Genomic DNA, 18134 nt, shown 5'->3' on the forward strand with positions numbered 1-18134 from the left:
ATGAGGGTAAAGGCTGCCGCGCACGGTCAGAGCCGCGCCCAGCTCCAGGTCGAGGTGATCTCCAGGGGCTCGATCGGGGTGACCAGCCGGGGGGTCGTGTTGAGTCCGTTCGGCGGCCCGGACTGCGGCTCCACGCAGACCGCCTCCGCCTGCTCGTCGTAGACGACGACCCACTCGTCCCGGCTCGTGACCGTCAGCTCCAGCTGCTCGGGCCAGGTGAGCTTCACGTCGACACCGTCGGGCATCCCGAAGCAGTCGTCCCACGGGCCGGGCAGGGGGTCGATCCGGCGGCCGGTCGGCAGGTGGTTGTCGCCCCGCTCCTCCTGCCAGGCCGCGTCGAAGGCGATCCGCGCGTCCTGGCCACCGAGGTTCCGGAGGAACCAGGGGTGCCACCCGGCCTGCGCCGGGAACGAGTCCCCGTACGTCTCGACGCCGAGGCTCAGCGTGAGCGACTCCTCGGTCAGCTCGAAGGACTGCGTCACCCGTCCCTCGTACGGCCATGGGTCGGCCAGGTCGTAGAAGAAGGCCGCCTCCGAGTCACCCTGCCGGGCGGGCGTCCAGGAGGTGTCACGGCCGGTGCCGTGGATGGCGTGCGGCGGGGAGTTCAGCGGCAGCTGGTGCGGCTCGCCGCCGTTGCGGAACAGGCCGTTCTCGGTGCGGCCGCACCACGGCACCATCGGGAAGCAGCCGTACCGCTCGCCCTGGCGCAGCAGTTCGGTGCCCCCGATCCGCAGGCTGCTGATCCGGCAGCCATGGACGGGGTCTACGGTCAGTTCGACGTCGCCGGCGGTCAGCCGGACGTTCTTCACAGCTCTGCTCACGCCTCGACACTACTGGCGCGGACCGGCTCCCTACGGCCTCCTGCGCCGCAGCGCCCTGCTCACCACCACGGCCGAGGCGATCGCCAGGGCGGCTGCCGGCGCCGCCCAGCGCAGCGTGATGCCCGCGGCACCCGCCTCGGGTGACGGCACGGGGGCGTACCGGCCGCGCGGCGGGGCGTGGTCGACCTCCTCCGTACTGCGGCCGATCATGGTGCGGCGGGCGTGCGCGGCCTCGGCGGGCGGCTCGTCCGGCACGGTGAACTCCAGCTCCGCGGACGGGTCGAGCGACGGCGGCGGCACGGGCGCGTCGAACACGGACTCCTTCTCCACGGACGAGGACTCGGCGGACGGCGGCTCGGCGGACTCTTCGGCAGAAGGCGCACTGGACGGCTCACCGGACGGCGCACCGGACGGCGCACCGGAAGCCGGCGCCTCGGTCACCTCCGACGCATCGGCCGCATCCGCCCCCGCGTCCCCGTCCCCGTCCCCGTCCCGAGCGGCCAGGGACTCCGTCACCAGCTGCTGCGTGAAGCGGTCCAGCAACCGCTGCGCCGCCGCGAGCGCCGCGGCCGCGTCCAGGTCCACGATGCGGCCGTCACCGCTCGCCGTGCCGGTGAATCCGATGGTGGTCCCGCCGTCCGTCTCCGTGAGGCCGACGGTCAGTTCCAGCTTCGCCGAGCCCGCGCCCCGGGCCTCCACCCCCTCCCCGGTCACGGAGAAGGAGTCACCGCCGTCGGAGGACCGCAGCGTCAGCGCCCCCCGGTACGTGATCGTGTGGCCGTCGGCCCGGAATTTCAGCCGGCCCGTCAGCGGCCCCGCCGACGCGTCGGCATCCTGCTGGAGTCCTGGCACACAGCGCGCGACGCGGGCGGGATCACCCAGCGTCCGCCGCAGGGCCGGAACCGGAACCGGAACGAACACCTCATGCTCCATACCGACCGAGCCTACTCAGCCCCGGCCGTCCCGTCAGCGCTTCCACCCCGCGCATCCCGTGCACCCCGCGGCCGCCCCTCCCCGCCGCGCTCACGGTTCCTCCCAGTACCGCGGGTGGACCAGGGTCGACGGCGGCATCCCAGGCTGCCGCACCCGCTCGGCCGCGCGCCATCCGGCCGACAGCTCCCGCGCCCCCAGCGACCGCAGGGCGGGCGCGCCCGGGTCCAGGCCGAGCCGGCCCACCTCCTGCCGGGCGGCCAGCACGAACCCCCAGTCCCGCGGCGCCTCGGCCCCGCCCGCCGCGGCGCGGTCCGGGCCCGCCGCGAACCCGGTGAGACGTCCGTCGATGCGGTACGGCCGGGTCGCGAGGCCTCCCGCCCGCACCGACGCCTCCACCGTCCAGAACGTCGTGGGTCTGCTGCTCGGCGGCCCCGCGTGCACCACCAGTCGGCCGTCCGGCTCCAGCGCCCCGGCGACCAGACCGTAGAACTCGGCCGCGTAGAGCTTCGTGCTCGCCGTGATGCCGGGGTCGGGGAGGTCCGAGATCACCACGTCGTACCGCTCGTGCGTGGTCCGCAGCCACATGAAGGCGTCCCCGGCGACCGCCGTCAGCCGGGGATCGTCGTACGCGTGCCCGTTCAGCCGGGAGAGCGCCGGGTCCGTACGGGCCAACCGGGTGACGGCCGGATCGAGCTCGACGACCACGACGGACGTGACATCCGGATAGCGCAGGACCTCACGGGCGGCCAGCCCGTCGCCGCCGCCCAGGATCAGCACCCGCCGGTGGGGGCCCTTCATCGCGGGGTGCACCAGCGCCTCGTGGTAGCGGTGCTCGTCCCGGGAGCTGACCCGGAGCCGGCCGTCCAGATAGAGGTCGAGCCCGCCGCGCTCCCCGCCGGTGAGGACGACCTCCTGCACATCGGTCTGCACCGCGACCCGCACCTCGTCCCCGTACACCGCGTGCCGCGCCGCCCTCTCGAAGTCGTCGACCAGGACGGAGGCCGTGGCCAGCAGGGCGATCACCACGCAGTTGACCAGGATCAGAAGCCGGCGCGACCGCGGGCCCAGATCGCGGCGGAACACCCAGAGCACCAGCGCGCCGCCCGCCACCGCGTTGACCGCGCCGGTGAACAGCGCCCCGGTCAGCTGGCCCATCATCGGCAGCAGCAGGAACGGGAAGGCCAGCCCGCCGACCAGTGCGCCCACGTAGTCGGCGGCGAAGAGGTCCGCGACCGCCCCGCCCGCGTCCTGTCGGTCGACCCGCTGGATGAGCGTCATCAGCAGCGGGATCTCCGCGCCGATCAGGATCCCGATCGTGAGCGAGAAGCCGACCAGCGCGTAGCGCGATTCCCCGAGCCAGGCGAAGGAGGCGTACAGGACGAGCGCCGAGGTGCCGCCGACGAGGGCGAGCGCGGCCTCGATCAGCCCGAATCCCACTGCGGCGCGGCTGCGTAAACGTTTCGCGAGCAGCGAGCCGATGCCCATCGCGAAGACCATCACGGAGAGCACGACCGAGGCCTGCGTGACCGAGTCGCCGATCAGGTACGAGGCCAGCGCGACCAGTTCCAGCTCGTACACCAGACCGCACGCGGCACAGATGAAGACCGAGGCCAGCACGAGGAACCGGCCGGTCCTCGGCCGTACGGGAATCCGCGCCGCGCCCCCTCGCAGCGGCATCTGCTGGTCGATCATGAAACGAACGCTACGTGACGGAAAGGTCGCCGCTTGTCACCCACACGGGTGTAAGTGACGTGCGCCGGACGTACGCCGGTCCCAAGGGATTCCGCCCCGGGCGGGCCCACGCGCTCCCCTCAGGACACCGCCGCCGGCACCCGCGCCCCCACCCGGGTCCGGGTCACCACCAGCTGACCCTCCTGCGGATACGCGTGCCAGGTCCGCCAGCGCACCTGGCCCTCCGTCCGCTGCGCGAGCATCGCGGTGAAGGCGTAGGGGCTGCCGGGAAACGTCCCCGCCAGCCCGTGCGGATGGTCGGCGACCAGCGCGAGGAGCTCCTGCGCGCGCCCCGCGAACGAGCCCTCGGAGAGCGTCTCGACGCGCGCCGCGAATTCGTAGTCCCAGTCACCCACGCTCTCGGCGACGCCCAGCGGCAGCGGTGTGCTGCTGCCCGGCAGACAGGCGACGGTCTCGGAGCACGTACGGCGCTCCTCCTCCAGCAGCACCTGGTGAGAAGCGCCGAGAAGCCTCAACTGCACCTTTGCGCCCGCGAGTTCGAGGTCGAGTACGGCGAGCGCGGGCAGCGGCTCCCGGCCCAGCGTCCATGCCAGATCGGCGGCTCGGGTATCGGAATAGCTGGTCTGGAGGGTCGTGAGCATGGATCGGCTCCGCAAAACGCACAGGGATACGGACAGGAGGCGCCCCCGTGCCGTGCACGTGGGGGAGGGGAGCCCGATCCGGCCCAACTGGGCTCCGCCCAACTGGGTTCCGGGGGCTGAATGTTCGCTACAACGATGCAATCACGAAGTACGTCGCGCTCACAGCGGTTTTACCCAACTTGCCGTGGTTTCCATCCCTCAGGGGGCAGGACGGTTCATCTGTTCCCGGTACTCCCAACCAAAAGGTGCCCGGAGGGAGTTCACCCCCACCGGGCACCTCCGGCCCACCCGTCCCGCCCCCCGCACGGGACGGCCGGGCCCGTCTCAGCTGCTTCCGCCGCAGCCTCCGCCACCGCCGCCGCCACCACCACCACCACCGCAGCTGCTGCCACCCCCGCAGGAGTGCCCGCCGCCCCCGCAGGAATGTCCGCCGGAGTGACCACCGCTGTCGCCGGCCCACCAGCTGACCCCGTCCGAGCCGCTTCCCCCGCCGCTCTGACTGCCACGGCGCCCGGCCCGGCCCGACGGCCGCTTACGGCTGCCCGATCCCGTGGCGAGGGCACCGATCCCCACCACCACGACCACCAGGAACACGATGAAGACGAACAACTCCATCGACCTCACATCCTTCTGTCCCCCGAAGCGAGGTCCCCGCTTCTCGACTGACCGTTGGATTCCCGCGCGCCTCCGGGGCCAAAGCAAACTTGAGCAACTCCAGAGCTTCGGCACAGGATGGCGCCATGACACAGGGACGACCGCTGCTCAACCGCCGCCTCACCGAGTTCGGCACGACGATCTTCGCGGAGATGTCGGCGCTGGCCGCACAGACCGGATCGATCAACCTCGGCCAGGGCTTCCCCGACACCGACGGCCCCGAGGAGATCCGGGAGGCCGCGGTCCGCGCCCTGCGTGCCGGCCACGGCAACCAGTACCCACCGGGCCCCGGCGTCCCCGAGCTGCGCACCGCGGTCGCCGAGCACCAGCTGCGGCGCTACGGACTGGAGTACGACCCCGACGCCGAGGTCCTGGTCACCACGGGCGCCACGGAAGCGATCGCCGCCTCCCTGCTGGCCCTCCTGGAGCCCGGCGACGAGGTCATCGCCCTGGAGCCGTACTACGACTCGTACGCCGCCTGCATCGCCATGGCCGGCGGCACCCGCGTCCCCGTCACGCTCCGGCCCCACGAGGGCGCCTACCGGCTCGACCTCGACGAGCTGCGCGCGGCCGTCACGCCCCGCACGCGGCTGATCCTGCTCAACACCCCGCACAACCCGACCGGCACAGTCCTGACCCGCGACGAGCTGGCCGCCGTCGCCGAGCTCGCCTGCGAGCGGGACCTCCTGGTCATCACCGACGAGGTCTACGAGCACCTCGTCTTCGAGGGCGAGCACATCCCCCTGGCGTCCTTCCCCGGCATGCGGGAGCGCACGGTCAGCATCAGCAGCGCGGGAAAGACGTTCTCGCTGACGGGCTGGAAGATCGGCTGGATCACCTCCAGCCCGGAACTGGTCACCGCGGTGCGCTCCGCCAAGCAGTTCCTGACGTACGTCTCCGGCGGCCCGTTCCAGTACGCCGTCGCCGAGGCCCTGCGGCTGCCGGACAGCTACTTCGACGAGCTGCGGGCGGACCTGCGGGCCAAGCGCGACCTGCTCGCCGGGGGTCTCGCCGAGGCCGGCTTCGGGGTCTACAGGCCGGCCGGCACGTACTTCGTCACCACCGACATCCGTCCGCTCGGCGCCGGGGACGACGGCTTCGCCTTCTGCCGGGCGCTCCCGGAACGCTGCGGGGTCGTCGCCGTGCCGAACGCGGTCTTCTACGACCACCGCGAGCAGGGCGCGCCCTTCGTGCGCTTCGCGTTCTGCAAGCGCACGGACGTGCTCACCGAGGCGGTCACCCGGCTCAAGGGCCTGCGGGCGTCCTGACCCCGCACGACGACGGAGGCCCGGGAAGGGCGCCGGCCGCACCGGCCACGCCCCGTCCCGGGCCTCCGTCCCTGCTGCGTGCCCGCCGGATCAGGCCTCCGGGGCCTGCTCGGCGCCCGCGTCGCCCTCGGCCGTCTTCGCGTCGGGCTCCAGGCCCAGGCGCTCCACGAGCCACTTGTCGAACTCGATCGAGGCCCGCACCCAGCTGACCGTCGAGGAGACGAAGTGCTCCAGGCTGACGCCGGTGCCGATGAGCATCTGCGCCTCACCGACGAGCCGCACGGAGCCCGCGGCGCCCTCCTCGCCCTCGTGGGCGTGCGTGTAGACCTTGGGCCACAGGGTGCGGCGGTTCCAGTCGTCGATCGCGTCGAGCAGGACGGGCCGCTGGTCCAGGGCGTGGGGGCGGTCGTAGAAGGTCCGGACCGAGAAGACCTGCTGCTCCTCCTCGCCGCGGAACATGAAGTACGTCCGGAAGTCTTCCCACGGCGCGGCGAGGTCGCCCTCGTCGTCGACGACGAACTTCAGCTCCATCTGCTCGAGAAGCTGCTTGACGAGGTCCTGGTCGGGGACCACGGGGCCCTCGGGACCTGACGCCTGCGGTTCGGGCTGGCCCCCGAAGTTGGGGATCGAGGACGGGTCGATAGACATCGCTGGGTACTCCTGTGGATCGCACGTGGTTTCCTGGCTCCGACCCTAGCCGCGATCGCGGCCGGTAGTCCTATGCGCTCAGGGGAATCGTCCCCGCGCTCGTTCCCCTGGCCCGCGACCAGGAAACCGCGACCAGGACGGCGCAGAGCGTGCCGATCAGTCCCGCCCCTCCGATCGTCTGCGCCGAGGACCCGGTCAGCTCCGCCGCCAGGCCGCCCGACGCGACGCCGATCCCCTGCATGGCCGTCAGCCCCGACCTGGCCAGGCCCAGGGCCTGACCGCGCTGGTCGGCCGGGGTCAGCAGCACGAAGGTCGCCCCCGCGGTGATCTGGTACGCCGAACAGACACCCGACACCAGCAGCACCAGCAGGGCCACCCCCACCCCGGGGCCCGCGAAGTAGATGACCAGCGGAAGGTTCGCGCCCACCGCCAGCGGCCCGAGCAGCCGGCGGCGCCGCTCCACGTCGAAGCCCGCACGCCCCAGGAACGCGGCGCCCAGGACCATCCCGGCCGGGTGCGCCGCCAGCAGGAGCCCCACCGAGGCGGCGCTCCCGCCGGCCTCCTCCGCGAAGGGGGCGGCCAGGCCCTCGGGCAGCACGATGAACCCCGCCAGCCAGCCGAGCGCGACCAGCGACCGCAGCCGGGGGTCCGACCAGATGAGTGCCGCGGCCTTGCCGACCTGGGTGTGCATCCGCTTCGGCCGGGCGTCGGCGCCCTGGTCCACCGGGCGCGCCTTCACACCGAGCCTGATGAGGACGGCGGAGATCAGGAACGTCACCGCGTTCAGCCCCAGCGAGACGTGGCTGCCCAGCCATACGACCAGCACCCCGCCGGCGGCGAAGCCGACCAGCTGTCCCGCCTGGTGGGTGATCAGCATGACCCGCTGCCCCCGCTCGTACAGGCGCTCGCCCAGGACCGCGGGCATCAGGGCGCCCTGCGACGCCCCGAAGGGCGCCTCGGCGAGCTGTGCCAGCACCAGGATCCCGGCGAGCAGCGGCAGGGGCGTACCGGGCAGGGCCATGAGTCCGACGAGGACGGCGCGCACCAGGTCGCAGCTGATCATGACCGTGCGCCGGGGGAAGCGGTCGGCGAGACCGGAGAGGAGTACGCCGGACAGCAGCGCGGGCAGGCTCGTCAGGGCGTAGGTCGCGGCGGTCCAGCCGGCCGACTCGGTGCGTTCGAACACCAGCAGCGACAGTGCCACCCGCGCCAGCTGGTCGCCCAGCACCGACTGAGCAAAAGCCGCCCACAGCGTACGAAATTCGCTCAGGCGAATGAGGCTGTCACTTTTGCGATCCTTCGGCTCCGCACTCTGCTCACCGGGTATCCGTTCCGTCATGCGCGTACCTTACCGGTTTCGGAATTCGGAACGGCCACCCCCGCCGCAATGAGAAAGGGCCCGGAGTGTCCCGATATTGCGCGGAACACGATCACGCGCACTGCCGTCCCGTCGCCTCCGGCCAAGGGCACAGATATGTATCGCGCCGGTACAAAAAGTAAGGCCCGAGCCGTACCGCATCTACCATTCGGCCATGGAATGGAAAATTTCGGCTCAATTTCGTGGGCGGTTCCGCCGACGATGCGTGCCGGATGCACACATCAATGCGGACGGAGCCGCACACACCTGTGTCCCCGGCCCGGGACGCGAGATCCTCAGGGCCGGGGACACAGGGCACCGGCTACCGCCTACAGGGTCTTCGCCGCTGCTGCGGTGCCCACGGTCAGTCCGTCACCGGCCCGGTCCACCCGGACCGTGTCGCCGTCCTTGACCTCGCCCGCGAGGATCTCCTTCGCGAGCCGGTCGCCGATCGCGGTCTGGATGAGCCTGCGCAGCGGCCGGGCGCCGTACGCCGGGTCGTTGCCCTCCTCGGCCAGCCAGGCCAGGGCGTCCGGAGTGACGTCGAGGTGGATCCGCCGGTCGGCCAGCCGGCCCGCGAGACGGTCCACCTGGAGCCCGGCGATGTGCGCCAGCTCGTCCCCGGACAGGGCGGAGAAGACGACCAGGTCGTCCAGTCGGTTGAGGAACTCCGGCTTGAACGAGGCCCGTACGGTCTCCAGGACCCGCTCCTTCTTCACCTCGGGCTCGATCAGGGGATCGACCAGGAACTGGCTGCCCAGGTTGGACGTGAGGATCAGGATGGTGTTGCGGAAGTCCACCGTCCGGCCCTGGCCGTCGGTGAGCCGGCCGTCGTCGAGCACCTGGAGCAGGATGTCGAAGACCTCGGGGTGGGCCTTCTCGACCTCGTCGAGCAGCACGACGCTGTACGGGCGCCGGCGGACCGCCTCGGTGAGCTGGCCGCCCTCCTCGTAGCCGACGTAGCCGGGCGGGGCCCCGACGAGCCGCGCGACGCTGTGCTTCTCGCTGTACTCGCTCATGTCGATGCGGATCATGGCCCGCTCGTCGTCGAACAGGAAGTCGGCGAGCGCCTTGGCCAGCTCCGTCTTGCCGACCCCGGTCGGACCGAGGAAGAGGAACGAGCCGGTGGGCCGGTCGGGGTCGGCGATCCCCGCACGGGTGCGGCGTACGGCGTCCGACACGGAGCGCACGGCCTCGGTCTGGCCGATCAGCCGCCTGCCCAGCTCGGACTCCATCCGCAGCAGCTTCTGGGTCTCGCCCTCCAGGAGGCGTCCCGCCGGGATGCCGGTCCAGGCGCCGACGACGTCGGCGATGTCGTCCGGGCCGACCTCCTCCTTGACCATCGTGTCCTTGTCCTGGGCGGCCTCCTGCTCGGCCTCGTCCGCCTCGGCCAGCTCCCGCTCCAGGCCGGGGATCTCCCCGTACAGCAGCTTGGAGGCGGTGTCGAAGTCGCCGTCGCGCTGGGCGCGCTCGGCCTGGCCGCGCAGCTCGTCGAGGCGCTCCTTGAGCTCACCGACGCGGTTCAGGCCCTGCTTCTCCTTCTCCCAGCGGGCGGTGAGACCGCGCAGCTCCTCCTCCTTGTCGGCGAGGTCGCGGCGGATCTTCTCCAGGCGCTGCTTGGAGCCCTCGTCGCTCTCGTTCTTCAGCGCCAGCTCCTCCATGTGCAGCCGGTCGACGGACCGCTGGAGCTCGTCGATCTCCAGGGGGGAGGAGTCGATCTCCATGCGGAGCCGGGAGGCCGCCTCGTCGACGAGGTCGATGGCCTTGTCGGGGAGGAACCTGGAGGTGATGTAGCGGTCGGAGAGCGTCGCGGCGGCCACCAGCGAGGAGTCCGCGATCTGGACCTTGTGGTGCGCCTCGTAACGGCCCTTGAGGCCGCGCAGGATGGCGATGGTGTCCTCGACGGACGGCTCGGCGACCAGGACCTGCTGGAAGCGGCGCTCCAGGGCGGGGTCCTTCTCGATCCGCTCGCGGTACTCGTCCAGGGTGGTGGCGCCGACCATGCGGAGCTCACCGCGGGCGAGCATCGGCTTGAGCATGTTGCCCGCGTCCATCGCCGAGTCGCCGCCGGCGCCCGCGCCGACGACGGTGTGCAGCTCGTCGATGAAGGTGATGATCTGCCCGTCGCTCTCCTTGATCTCGGAGAGGACGGTCTTGAGGCGTTCCTCGAACTCACCGCGGTACTTGGCGCCCGCGACCATCGCGCCGAGGTCCAGGGAGACGAGCCGCTTGTTCCGCAGGGACTCGGGGACGTCGCCCTTGACGATGCGCTGGGCGAGGCCCTCGACGACGGCCGTCTTGCCGACGCCGGGCTCGCCGATGAGCACGGGGTTGTTCTTCGTACGGCGCGACAGCACCTGTACGACACGGCGGATCTCCGGGTCACGGCCGATGACCGGGTCGAGCTTGCCCTCGCGGGCGGCTGCCGTGAAGTCGGTGCCGAACTTCTCCAGCGCCTTGTACTGGCCCTCGGGGTCGGGAGTGGTCACCCGGCGCCCTCCCCTGCTCTTCTCGAATGCGTCCAGCAGCTTCTTCGCACTGGCTCCCTGCCCGTCGAGGATCTCACCGGCGCGGCCGCCCTTCGCCGCGATGGCGATCAGCAGGTGCTCGGTGGAGAGGTAGTCGTCGCCGAGCTCCTTGGCCCGCTGGTCGGCGTCGGCGAGGACGGCGAGCAGGTCGCGGCTCGGCTGCGGCGGGGCGACGGTCGACCCGGTCACGCTGGGCAGCGAGCCCAGGAGCCGTTCGGTCTCCTCCCGCACGGCCACCTGGTCGGCCTCGACGGCGGCCAGCAGATCGGTGATGTTCGCGTTGTCCTCGCCCGCGAGCAGCGCAAGCAGCAGGTGCCCGGGGGTCAGATCGGGATGACCGTCCTTGACGGCCCTGGTGGTGGCCGCGTTCAGGGCGTCCCGGCTCTTGTTGGTCAGCTCGGCGTCCACGGGCGCTGTCTCCTCCTCGTGCTGGTACGTCACGGAACTATGACTCGATCAACGGGTACAAAGTTGAGTCTATTCCACTCAAGGACGAAACGGGGCCTTCCCGGGCCGCCCGTACGCCCTCTCTCTAGGCTGACCCCATGCCTGACGTACGCAACCCCGGTCCCGAGTACCTCGCCTTCTGGCGGGAGCGCCACGTGTGCACCCTGACCACGCTCCGCCCGGACGGAACCCCGCACGTGGTGCCGGTGGGCGTGACGTACGACCCGGAGACGCGGCTCGCCCGCGTCATCACCGGCAGGAACACCAGGAAGGCCGCCCACGTCCTGGCGGCGGGGGCCGAGGGCGCGCGGGTCGCGGTCTGCCAGATGGAGGGGCGGCGCTGGGCGACCCTGGAGGGCCGGGCCGTGGTCCGTACGGAACCCGACGAGGTCGAGGACGCGGTACGCCGCTACGCGGAGCGGTACGAACGCACTCCGCGGCACAATCCGGAGCGGATCGTCATCGAGATCGCCGTCGACAGGGCGCTCGGAAACGTCTAGAGAACGGGAACGTCCGGAGACCGGAAAACGCCCGGAAACCCGAAGTGAATTCCGGGCAGCACAACGGCGCCATCGTGTTCAGGTCACGATGGCGCCGCTGTGTGGGGGAAGTGCCGGAACGATTTGGAACGACGGGGGAATCGTTCAGGCACTGCGGGGGGTGGCGGAAATGGCTTCTTGTTCGAACAGCTCGTGGTCACGCTGGTCGAGATTAACGAAAATCATGCCGTACCTCACGGCACAGCGAACCGGTTGCGGCGCTCCGCGAGGCCGGCGAAGACAGCGATAGGCGCGGATGTCGTCATCCGTTTCCATCACGACGAGAATCGGCTCTCCGAACAGGGTGACCATCAACGAATCGCCCTGGCGGGTGAGTGCCGAGAGCAGATCGATGAAATGCCACCCTGAGCGATATGCCGTGGCCATCTCCCGCCGGAAGGTGCGGTCGTCCGGTGGGGTGGTCATGCGGCGATGCGGGCCGGGGCGGACCAGCCGATGTCGGTCGGAGCGACCCAACCGATGTCACCCTGGCTGACCGCGGGCGCAACCCAACCGATGTCACCCTGAGCGACCGCGGGAGCAACCCAGCCGATGTCACCCTGGCTGACCGCAGGAGCGACCCAACCGATGTCGCCCTGGCTGACCGCGGGGGCAACCCAACCGATGTCACCCTGAGCGACCGCGGGAGCAATCCAACCGATGTCACCCTGAGCGACCGCGGGAGCAACCCAGCCGATGTCACCCTGGCTGACCGCAGGAGCGACCCAGCCGATGTCCCCCTGGGCGACCGCGGGAGCGACCCAACCGATGTCCTCCGGCGCGGCTGCCTGCGTGTTCCAGCCGATGTCGCTCGGCGCAGCAGCCGCCTCGCTGCTCCAGCCGATGTCGCCTGCGCTCGACAGCCCCAAACCCATGGCCGCGACGAACGAGGCGGCAAGCGCCGAGCGAAGCATTCGCTTGTACATAGTCGGCTTCGTCCTCACTTGTGGATTCTTCTCCCCCGCACTGAAGACGATGTCTCACCTGGGCACTCGAACACCACTGCGTCGATGCATCATGTTCCTGCAAGTTCAGGAACCTGGGGGGTGGAGATATGGCCGCAAGTACCACAAAACCGACACATCCTCACGGGATTGCCGAACTATGTGATGACGGAGCACGGCTTTACGCCATCGCGCTGCGCACCGGCCGCATCGCCCGCACCGATGTGGAGACGGCCCCCTGCCTGATCGAGTTCGCACTTCTGCATCCCGATCCCGACGCCGCGGACTGGCTCCGCCCCGTCGCGCCGTCGGCGGCCCTGGCGCAACACCTTCATCCCATAGAACGTGAGATCCAGGAAAGACGCCGGCACTCGCTGGCACTGGCCGAATGCTTCGAGCCGTTCATGGACATCAGCGCGCAGGGCCCCTCGGCCAACCACGCCATCACCGTGCTGGAGGGCGTCAACCGGATCAACGCGTCCCTCGATCTGGCGACCGCGGAATGCCGCTCCGAGGTTCTCACCGTCCAGCCCGGCGGCGGGCGGCCCGAGGACATCCTCAGCAGGTCGCTGGAGCGCGGTCTGTCCGTCGTGGACCGCGGCATCCGGATCCGCACCCTCTATCAGCACACCGCGCGCCACAGCCAGAGCACGCTGGCCTACGCGGAACGCATGGCCGGCGACCACGTGGAGATACGCACCCTCGAAGAGCTCATCGAACGTCTGATCGTCTTCGATCGGACCGTCGCCTTCATCCCCGCCCAGGACGACCGCATGGTCGCCCTGGAACTGCGCCACCCCGGCCTGGTCGAATACCTGGCGAAGGTCTTCGAGCAGCTCTGGACCAGGGCCGCCCCGCTGCTCGAAGAGATCAAGTACGAGCCGACCCCCGACGGGATCAGCGGGGTCCAGCGCTCCATCGCCCAACTCCTCGTCGAAGGACACGTGGACGACTCCATCGCCCGCCGCCTCGGCATGAACGTCCGTACCTGCCGGGCCCACGTCGCCAAACTGTCGGCCACCCTGGGAAGCACCAGCCGCGCCCAGCTCGGATACCTGATCTCGCGTTCAGGGATCCTGGACCAGGACTCCTGAACGTGCGGGCTCCGAGGCGTCCCCGCCCCGGGACCGCGGGCGGGTTCCCCTCCCGCCCGACAGGTCCACACTCCCCCGGCGGCCGGGCTTCCGCCACCGTCATGTTCATGCAGTGCACGAAGTGAGGGGTCATCAAATGGACGCCGATGAGGCAAAACCGGCGCATCCGCACGGGAATCGAGAGCTCTGCACCTCGGGCATCAGCCTGTACAAGGAGGCGCTGCGCGCCGGACGCGTGGCGCGCAGCGACCTCGCGTCCGCCCCGTGCCTCCTCGAGATGGCTCTCGTCCACCCCGACCCCGACGACCGCGCATGGCTCCGCCCGGTTCCGGCGTCCGCCGCGCTGGCTCACCTGCTGCAGCCCATCACCCGGGAGATAGACGAGCGGATACGGCTGACCACCGCGCTCGCCGGGACGCTGGCGCCGTTGGCGACGATCACCAACGAGGACCCCAACCTCGCCATCACCGTGCTCGAAGGGCGGCCGCTGATCATGTCGGCCCTCCGGGAGGCCTCCGCACGCGCCACCGAGGAGGTCCTGACCGCGCAGCCGGGCGGCAACCGGCTGGAACACCACATCCAGCAGGCCATAGGCAACGGCCGGGCCGCGATCGCCGGAGGAGCCAGCCTCAGGCACCTCTACCAGCACCCCGTCCGCTACAGCCCGCGCGTCAGGGAGTACCTGGCCCGGATGCCGGGTGACCGCCTCCAGGTGCGCACCATCGAGCAGACCGTCGACCGGCTCATCATCTTCGACCGCACCGTGGCCTACGCCCAGGCCGCGCCCCGCGACGACGTGGCGCTGGAGATCCGGCACCCGGCCCTGGTCCGCTACCTCACCCGGGTCTACGAGGTCCTCTGGGCGCAGGCGACCCCCTACAGCGAGCAGCTCCCGGCGGCCGCCCCCGGAGCCCCCGTCACCGCGGTCCAGCAGAGCATCGCCCGCCTCCTCCTGGAGGGCCGCGTGGACGACGAGGTGGCCCGTGAACTGGGCATCAGCGTCCGCACGTGCCGCTCCCACATCTCCAAGCTCATGCAGACGGTCGACGCGCACAGCCGCACACAGCTGGGGGCGCTCCTCGTACGGTCCGGGATCGTGGAGCCGGACGGCACACCACCCACCCGGACGCACGCCCGCCGCCCGGTCTCCTGACCGGCGCCCCGGCGCGACCGGTGAGCGGGCCCTCATCCGCCAAAGACCCCCGGACGGACGGGAATCGATGCCATCATGAATGGAAATCGAATGACCGATCGAATGGAGTGGGACGAGTGAGCGACACGCAGAGCACCCGCACCCACGACGATCTCCTCGTGTCCGTGGAGGTCATGAGCCATGTGACGGATCGGGCCGGATCCGCCGACCCGCTCGCCGCCGCAGCGGCCGACATCGCGTGGGACGTTGCGCCGGACACCGGCGCCGAGGCCCTCCCCCGGGTCTGACGGGGAGGCGGAGTGGACCACGGACTGGTCGCCGGTGTCGTCGAGGCACTGGGCTGGGACGGGCCACAGCACCTCGGTGCCGGTTTCGCACGGGGCGGTCTGCGTGACCCGGGACTGCCCGCACGCCTGCTGACGCCCACCCGGCTCCTGGATCTGGCGATGCGCCGGCCCCTGGGCAATCCGCAGATCCGCTGCTTCCAGGACGGCAAGGAGCTGCACCCCGGCGCGTATCTGAATCAGGACGCGGGCGGTGTGGGCAGGGACGGTTCCGGCCTGGTGAACATGCGTCGTCTCGGGAGCCTGCTCCGTGAGGGGACGACGATGGTGCTGGACCGCGCGAACATCTTCGATCCCACACTCGAAGTGGCCTGCCGGGCCCTGCAGTGGTGGTCGGGAGAACGCGTCACCGTCAACATCTACCTCACCACGAACGGCGCCGACGGCTTCGGCCTGCACTGGGACGATCACGACGTCCTCGCGGTCCAGCTCTCGGGGGAGAAGGACTGGGAGGTGCGAGGCCCGTCCCGTTCCGTGCCGCTGCACCGCGACGCCGCCCGCAACGACACACCCAGCGAGGAAACCCTCTGGACCGGGACCGTGCACCCCGGCGACGTCCTGCACATCCCGCGCGGCTACTGGCACAGGGCAGGCCGTGGCGGCCGCGGTTCCGGACACAGCCTGCACATGACGTTCGGCTTCACCACGAGGACCGGAGCGTCCTGGCTGTCCTGGCTCGCGGACCGGTCCCGTGAGCACGAGCTGTTCCGCCGCGATCTCGATCCCTCGGCCGGCTCGGAGCAGCACCGCCGGCTCACCGAGGCGGCCGTGGAACTCGTGGGTTCCGCACCCCCCGCCGACTTCCTGGCGGCGCGCGAGCACGCGGTCGCCCCGGCCCGGCACGTCCCCTTCCTGGAGACGTTCGGGCATCAGGGCTCCGTCATCTGCGTGTGCGAGTTCCGTCCCCGCATCCGCGATCTGGGAGAGACCGTCGAGGCGCTCTCCTCGGGCAAGAAGCTCACGTTCAAGGCCAAGGCGCTGCCCGCGCTGCGTCTCCTGCTGAGCGGCCGGCCCGTGCCGCTGGACCGGGCAGCCGACTCGGTCGGGGACGAGGTGCACCAACTGGCCGAGATCCTGATGCGCCACGAATGGTGCGCACCCCTGACACCCGAGCTGGCCTCGGGCTGCTCCGGTCTCGTGGCCGAGGCGCCCACCGGCGAGGGGGCTGATCGCCGGCCGGCACGCCGCGGGTGTCCCGGCCGCGTGCACCCGTCCTGACGTACCGGAAGGCGGGATCCGCGATGGATCCCGCCTTCCGTGTGTCCGACGGCCCACGACGGGCGCGGGCTCAGTCCTTCGGCCTCTTGGGCCGCCACACCACCAGGGCGCCGGCCTGCTGCACATCCTGGTACGGCACGAGATCGCGCCGGTAGGAGGCGTGCACCTGGGCCTCGCGCTGCTGCATGGCCACGGCCGCGCCGTCCACCGCCGCCGAGAGCTCGGCGACGCGCTGCTGGAGCGCGGCAACCTGGTTCTCCAGCTCGATGATGCGCTTGATGCCCGCGAGGTTGATGCCCTCGTCCTGCGACAACTGCTGCACCGTGCGCAGCAGTTCGATGTCACGGGCCGAGTAGCGCCGCCCGCGCCCGGCCGTACGGTCGGGCGAGACCAGGCCGAGGCGGTCGTACTGGCGCAGTGTCTGCGGGTGCAGGCCCGAGAGCTGGGCCGCGATCGAGATCACGTAGACCGGTGATTCATCGGTCAGCTGGTACGGATTGCGTCGACGGCCGTCCATCTCAAGCTCCCTTCGCAGCCTGGAACAGCTCCGCCCGCGGGTCCTCCCCCGCGGTCGACTTCCGGTAGGCCTCCAGCGCGTCCTGGGCGTCCGTGCCGAGGTCCGTGGGCACCGACACCTCGACGGTGACCAGGAGGTCGCCCCGGGTGCCGTCCTTGCGTACGGCGCCCTTGCCCCGGGCCCGCATCGTACGTCCGTTGGGCGTACCGGCCGGGAGCTTCAGGGTGACCGGGGGGCCACCGAGCGTGGGGACCTTCACCTCGCCGCCGAGCGCCGCCTCCGGGAAGGTGACGGGCACGGTGACGGTGAGGTTGTCGCCCTTGCGGCCGAAGACCGGGTGGGCGTCGACATGGACGACGACGTAGAGGTCGCCGGCCGGGCCGCCGCGCTCGCCCGGGCTGCCCTTGCCGCGCAGCCGGATCCGCTGGCCGTCCAGGACCCCCGCGGGGATCCTGACCTGCATCGTGCGGGCCGACTTCGCGCGGCCGCTGCCCTTGCAGACGTCGCAGGGGTCCTGGGCGATGAGGCCCCGGCCCTTGCAGTCCACGCAGGGATCGGTGAGCGAGAATCCGCCGCCGGTGCCGCGCGACACCTGGCCGGTCCCGACGCACGTCGGACAGACCCTCGGGGTGCCGTTCTTGTCGCCGGTGCCCGAACACGCCTTGCAGGGTGCCTGGCTGGACATCCGGAGCGGGACCGTGGCCCCGTCGACCGCCTCGGTGAAGCTGAGCGTCACCTCGGACTCGATGTCCTGGCCGCGGCGCGGCTGGACACGCTGGCCCGCGCCACCGCGGTTGAACAGTCCGCCGAAGACATCGCCCAGGCCGCCACCGCCGCCTCCGCCGAAACCTCCGGCGCCGGCACCCTGGCCACCGCCCGGGGCGCCCCCGAAGAGGTCGCCCAGGTCGAAGTTGAAGTTGCCGCCCGCACCGCCGGGACCCGCGCGGAAGCCTCCGCTGCCGAAGAGGGCGCGCGCCTCGTCGTACTCCTTGCGCTTCTTGGGGTCACCGAGGACGTCGTTCGCCTCGGAGATCTCCTTGAAGCGCTCCTCGGCCTTGGCGTCACCCTTGTTGGCGTCCGGGTGGTACTCGCGGGCGAGCTTCCGGTACGCCTTCTTGACCTCGGCGTCGGTGGCGTCCTTCGGGACGCCGAGAACCTTGTAGTAGTCCTTCTCGACGAAGTCCTTCGTGCTCATCGACGTCCCTCCTTCCGGACGATCGGCCGTGGGGGGGGGGGGGGGGGGGGGGGGGCGCCCCCCCCGGGGGGGGGGGGGGGGGGGGGGGGGGGGTGGGTGGGGGGGGGGGGGGGCGGCCCCCGCCCCGGGAGTCGGGGTAGG

General features: G+C 71.2%; 18 protein-coding genes. 6 read left to right on the forward strand and 12 right to left on the reverse strand.

What is annotated here, in order from left to right; all coding sequences use genetic code 11:
- Window positions 1-26: 26 nt before the first annotated feature.
- The 5 genes from ACIRD8_RS34745 to ACIRD8_RS34765 form a co-directional block, all read right to left on the reverse strand.
- Window positions 27-821, reverse strand: a complete 795-nt coding sequence (locus ACIRD8_RS34745; protein ID WP_404000786.1) for an aldose 1-epimerase — start codon at window positions 819-821, stop codon at window positions 27-29.
- A 30-nt stretch (window positions 822-851) separates the two neighbouring features.
- Window positions 852-1754, reverse strand: a complete 903-nt coding sequence (locus tag ACIRD8_RS34750; protein ID WP_404000788.1) for an SRPBCC domain-containing protein — start codon at window positions 1752-1754, stop codon at window positions 852-854.
- Between the two features lie 90 nt (window positions 1755-1844).
- Window positions 1845-3446: a polyamine aminopropyltransferase gene (locus ACIRD8_RS34755; RefSeq protein ID WP_404000790.1), complete on the reverse strand. Its 1602-nt coding sequence runs from the start codon at window positions 3444-3446 to the stop codon at window positions 1845-1847.
- Window positions 3447-3565: 119 nt separating this feature from the next.
- On the reverse strand, window positions 3566-4087 hold the full coding sequence (locus ACIRD8_RS34760) for a DUF2617 family protein (RefSeq protein WP_404000792.1): 522 nt from the start codon (window positions 4085-4087) through the stop codon (window positions 3566-3568).
- Between the two features lie 324 nt (window positions 4088-4411).
- Window positions 4412-4702 (reverse strand): hypothetical protein, encoded by a 291-nt coding sequence (locus ACIRD8_RS34765; protein WP_404000794.1) that lies wholly within the window; start codon window positions 4700-4702, stop codon window positions 4412-4414.
- Between the two features lie 125 nt (window positions 4703-4827).
- Between ACIRD8_RS34765 and ACIRD8_RS34770 the strand changes: the two genes are divergently transcribed.
- Window positions 4828-6009, forward strand: a complete 1182-nt coding sequence (locus ACIRD8_RS34770) for a pyridoxal phosphate-dependent aminotransferase (protein ID WP_404000796.1) — start codon at window positions 4828-4830, stop codon at window positions 6007-6009.
- Window positions 6010-6099: 90 nt separating this feature from the next.
- Here ACIRD8_RS34770 and ACIRD8_RS34775 read toward each other — a convergent pair whose 3' ends face one another.
- The 3 genes from ACIRD8_RS34775 to clpB form a co-directional block, all read right to left on the reverse strand.
- Window positions 6100-6657 carry a YbjN domain-containing protein gene (locus ACIRD8_RS34775; protein ID WP_404000799.1) on the reverse strand — a complete coding sequence of 186 codons (558 nt, stop codon included), beginning with the start codon at window positions 6655-6657 and terminating at the stop codon, window positions 6100-6102.
- Between the two features lie 70 nt (window positions 6658-6727).
- Window positions 6728-7996, reverse strand: coding sequence for an MFS transporter (locus ACIRD8_RS34780; RefSeq protein ID WP_404000801.1), 1269 nt, complete (start codon window positions 7994-7996; stop codon window positions 6728-6730).
- Window positions 7997-8343: 347 nt separating this feature from the next.
- A complete protein-coding gene (clpB, locus tag ACIRD8_RS34785; protein WP_404000832.1) occupies window positions 8344-10950 on the reverse strand; it encodes an ATP-dependent chaperone ClpB in 2607 nt (868 codons plus the stop codon).
- A 137-nt stretch (window positions 10951-11087) separates the two neighbouring features.
- Here clpB and ACIRD8_RS34790 point away from each other — a divergent pair, with 137 nt between their 5' ends.
- On the forward strand, window positions 11088-11489 hold the full coding sequence (locus ACIRD8_RS34790; RefSeq protein ID WP_404000804.1) for a pyridoxamine 5'-phosphate oxidase family protein: 402 nt from the start codon (window positions 11088-11090) through the stop codon (window positions 11487-11489).
- A gap of 144 nt (window positions 11490-11633) precedes the next feature.
- On the opposite strand, the gene ACIRD8_RS34795 is transcribed toward ACIRD8_RS34790, so the two are convergent.
- Both ACIRD8_RS34795 and ACIRD8_RS34800 read right to left on the reverse strand, forming a co-directional pair.
- Window positions 11634-11954: a (2Fe-2S)-binding protein gene (locus tag ACIRD8_RS34795; RefSeq protein ID WP_404000807.1), complete on the reverse strand. Its 321-nt coding sequence runs from the start codon at window positions 11952-11954 to the stop codon at window positions 11634-11636.
- A complete protein-coding gene (locus ACIRD8_RS34800) occupies window positions 11951-12454 on the reverse strand; it encodes a hypothetical protein (RefSeq protein ID WP_404000809.1) in 504 nt (167 codons plus the stop codon). The genes ACIRD8_RS34795 and ACIRD8_RS34800 overlap by 4 nt, the downstream gene beginning before the upstream one ends.
- A gap of 128 nt (window positions 12455-12582) precedes the next feature.
- On the opposite strand from ACIRD8_RS34800, the gene ACIRD8_RS34805 reads away from it, so the two are divergent.
- The 4 genes from ACIRD8_RS34805 (at window position 12583) to ACIRD8_RS34820 (ending at window position 16281) form a co-directional block, all read left to right on the forward strand.
- Window positions 12583-13566: a helix-turn-helix transcriptional regulator gene (locus ACIRD8_RS34805; protein WP_404000812.1), complete on the forward strand. Its 984-nt coding sequence runs from the start codon at window positions 12583-12585 to the stop codon at window positions 13564-13566.
- 136 nt (window positions 13567-13702) lie between these two features.
- A complete protein-coding gene (locus ACIRD8_RS34810; protein ID WP_404000814.1) occupies window positions 13703-14719 on the forward strand; it encodes a LuxR C-terminal-related transcriptional regulator in 1017 nt (338 codons plus the stop codon).
- A gap of 116 nt (window positions 14720-14835) precedes the next feature.
- Window positions 14836-15006: a hypothetical protein gene (locus tag ACIRD8_RS34815; RefSeq protein ID WP_404000817.1), complete on the forward strand. Its 171-nt coding sequence runs from the start codon at window positions 14836-14838 to the stop codon at window positions 15004-15006.
- 12 nt (window positions 15007-15018) lie between these two features.
- Window positions 15019-16281: a JmjC domain-containing protein gene (locus ACIRD8_RS34820; RefSeq protein ID WP_404000820.1), complete on the forward strand. Its 1263-nt coding sequence runs from the start codon at window positions 15019-15021 to the stop codon at window positions 16279-16281.
- Window positions 16282-16351: 70 nt separating this feature from the next.
- Here the strand turns inward: ACIRD8_RS34820 and ACIRD8_RS34825 are convergent, their stop codons facing one another.
- Both ACIRD8_RS34825 and dnaJ read right to left on the reverse strand, forming a co-directional pair.
- Window positions 16352-16798, reverse strand: coding sequence for a heat shock protein transcriptional repressor HspR (locus ACIRD8_RS34825; RefSeq protein WP_033296623.1), 447 nt, complete (start codon window positions 16796-16798; stop codon window positions 16352-16354).
- Window position 16799: 1 nt separating this feature from the next.
- Window positions 16800-17993: a molecular chaperone DnaJ gene (gene dnaJ, locus ACIRD8_RS34830; protein WP_404000823.1), complete on the reverse strand. Its 1194-nt coding sequence runs from the start codon at window positions 17991-17993 to the stop codon at window positions 16800-16802.
- Window positions 17994-18134 lie beyond the last annotated feature (141 nt).

Source organism: Streptomyces sp. NPDC102451 (assembly GCF_044765485.1).
Lineage (GTDB): Bacteria > Actinomycetota > Actinomycetes > Streptomycetales > Streptomycetaceae > Streptomyces.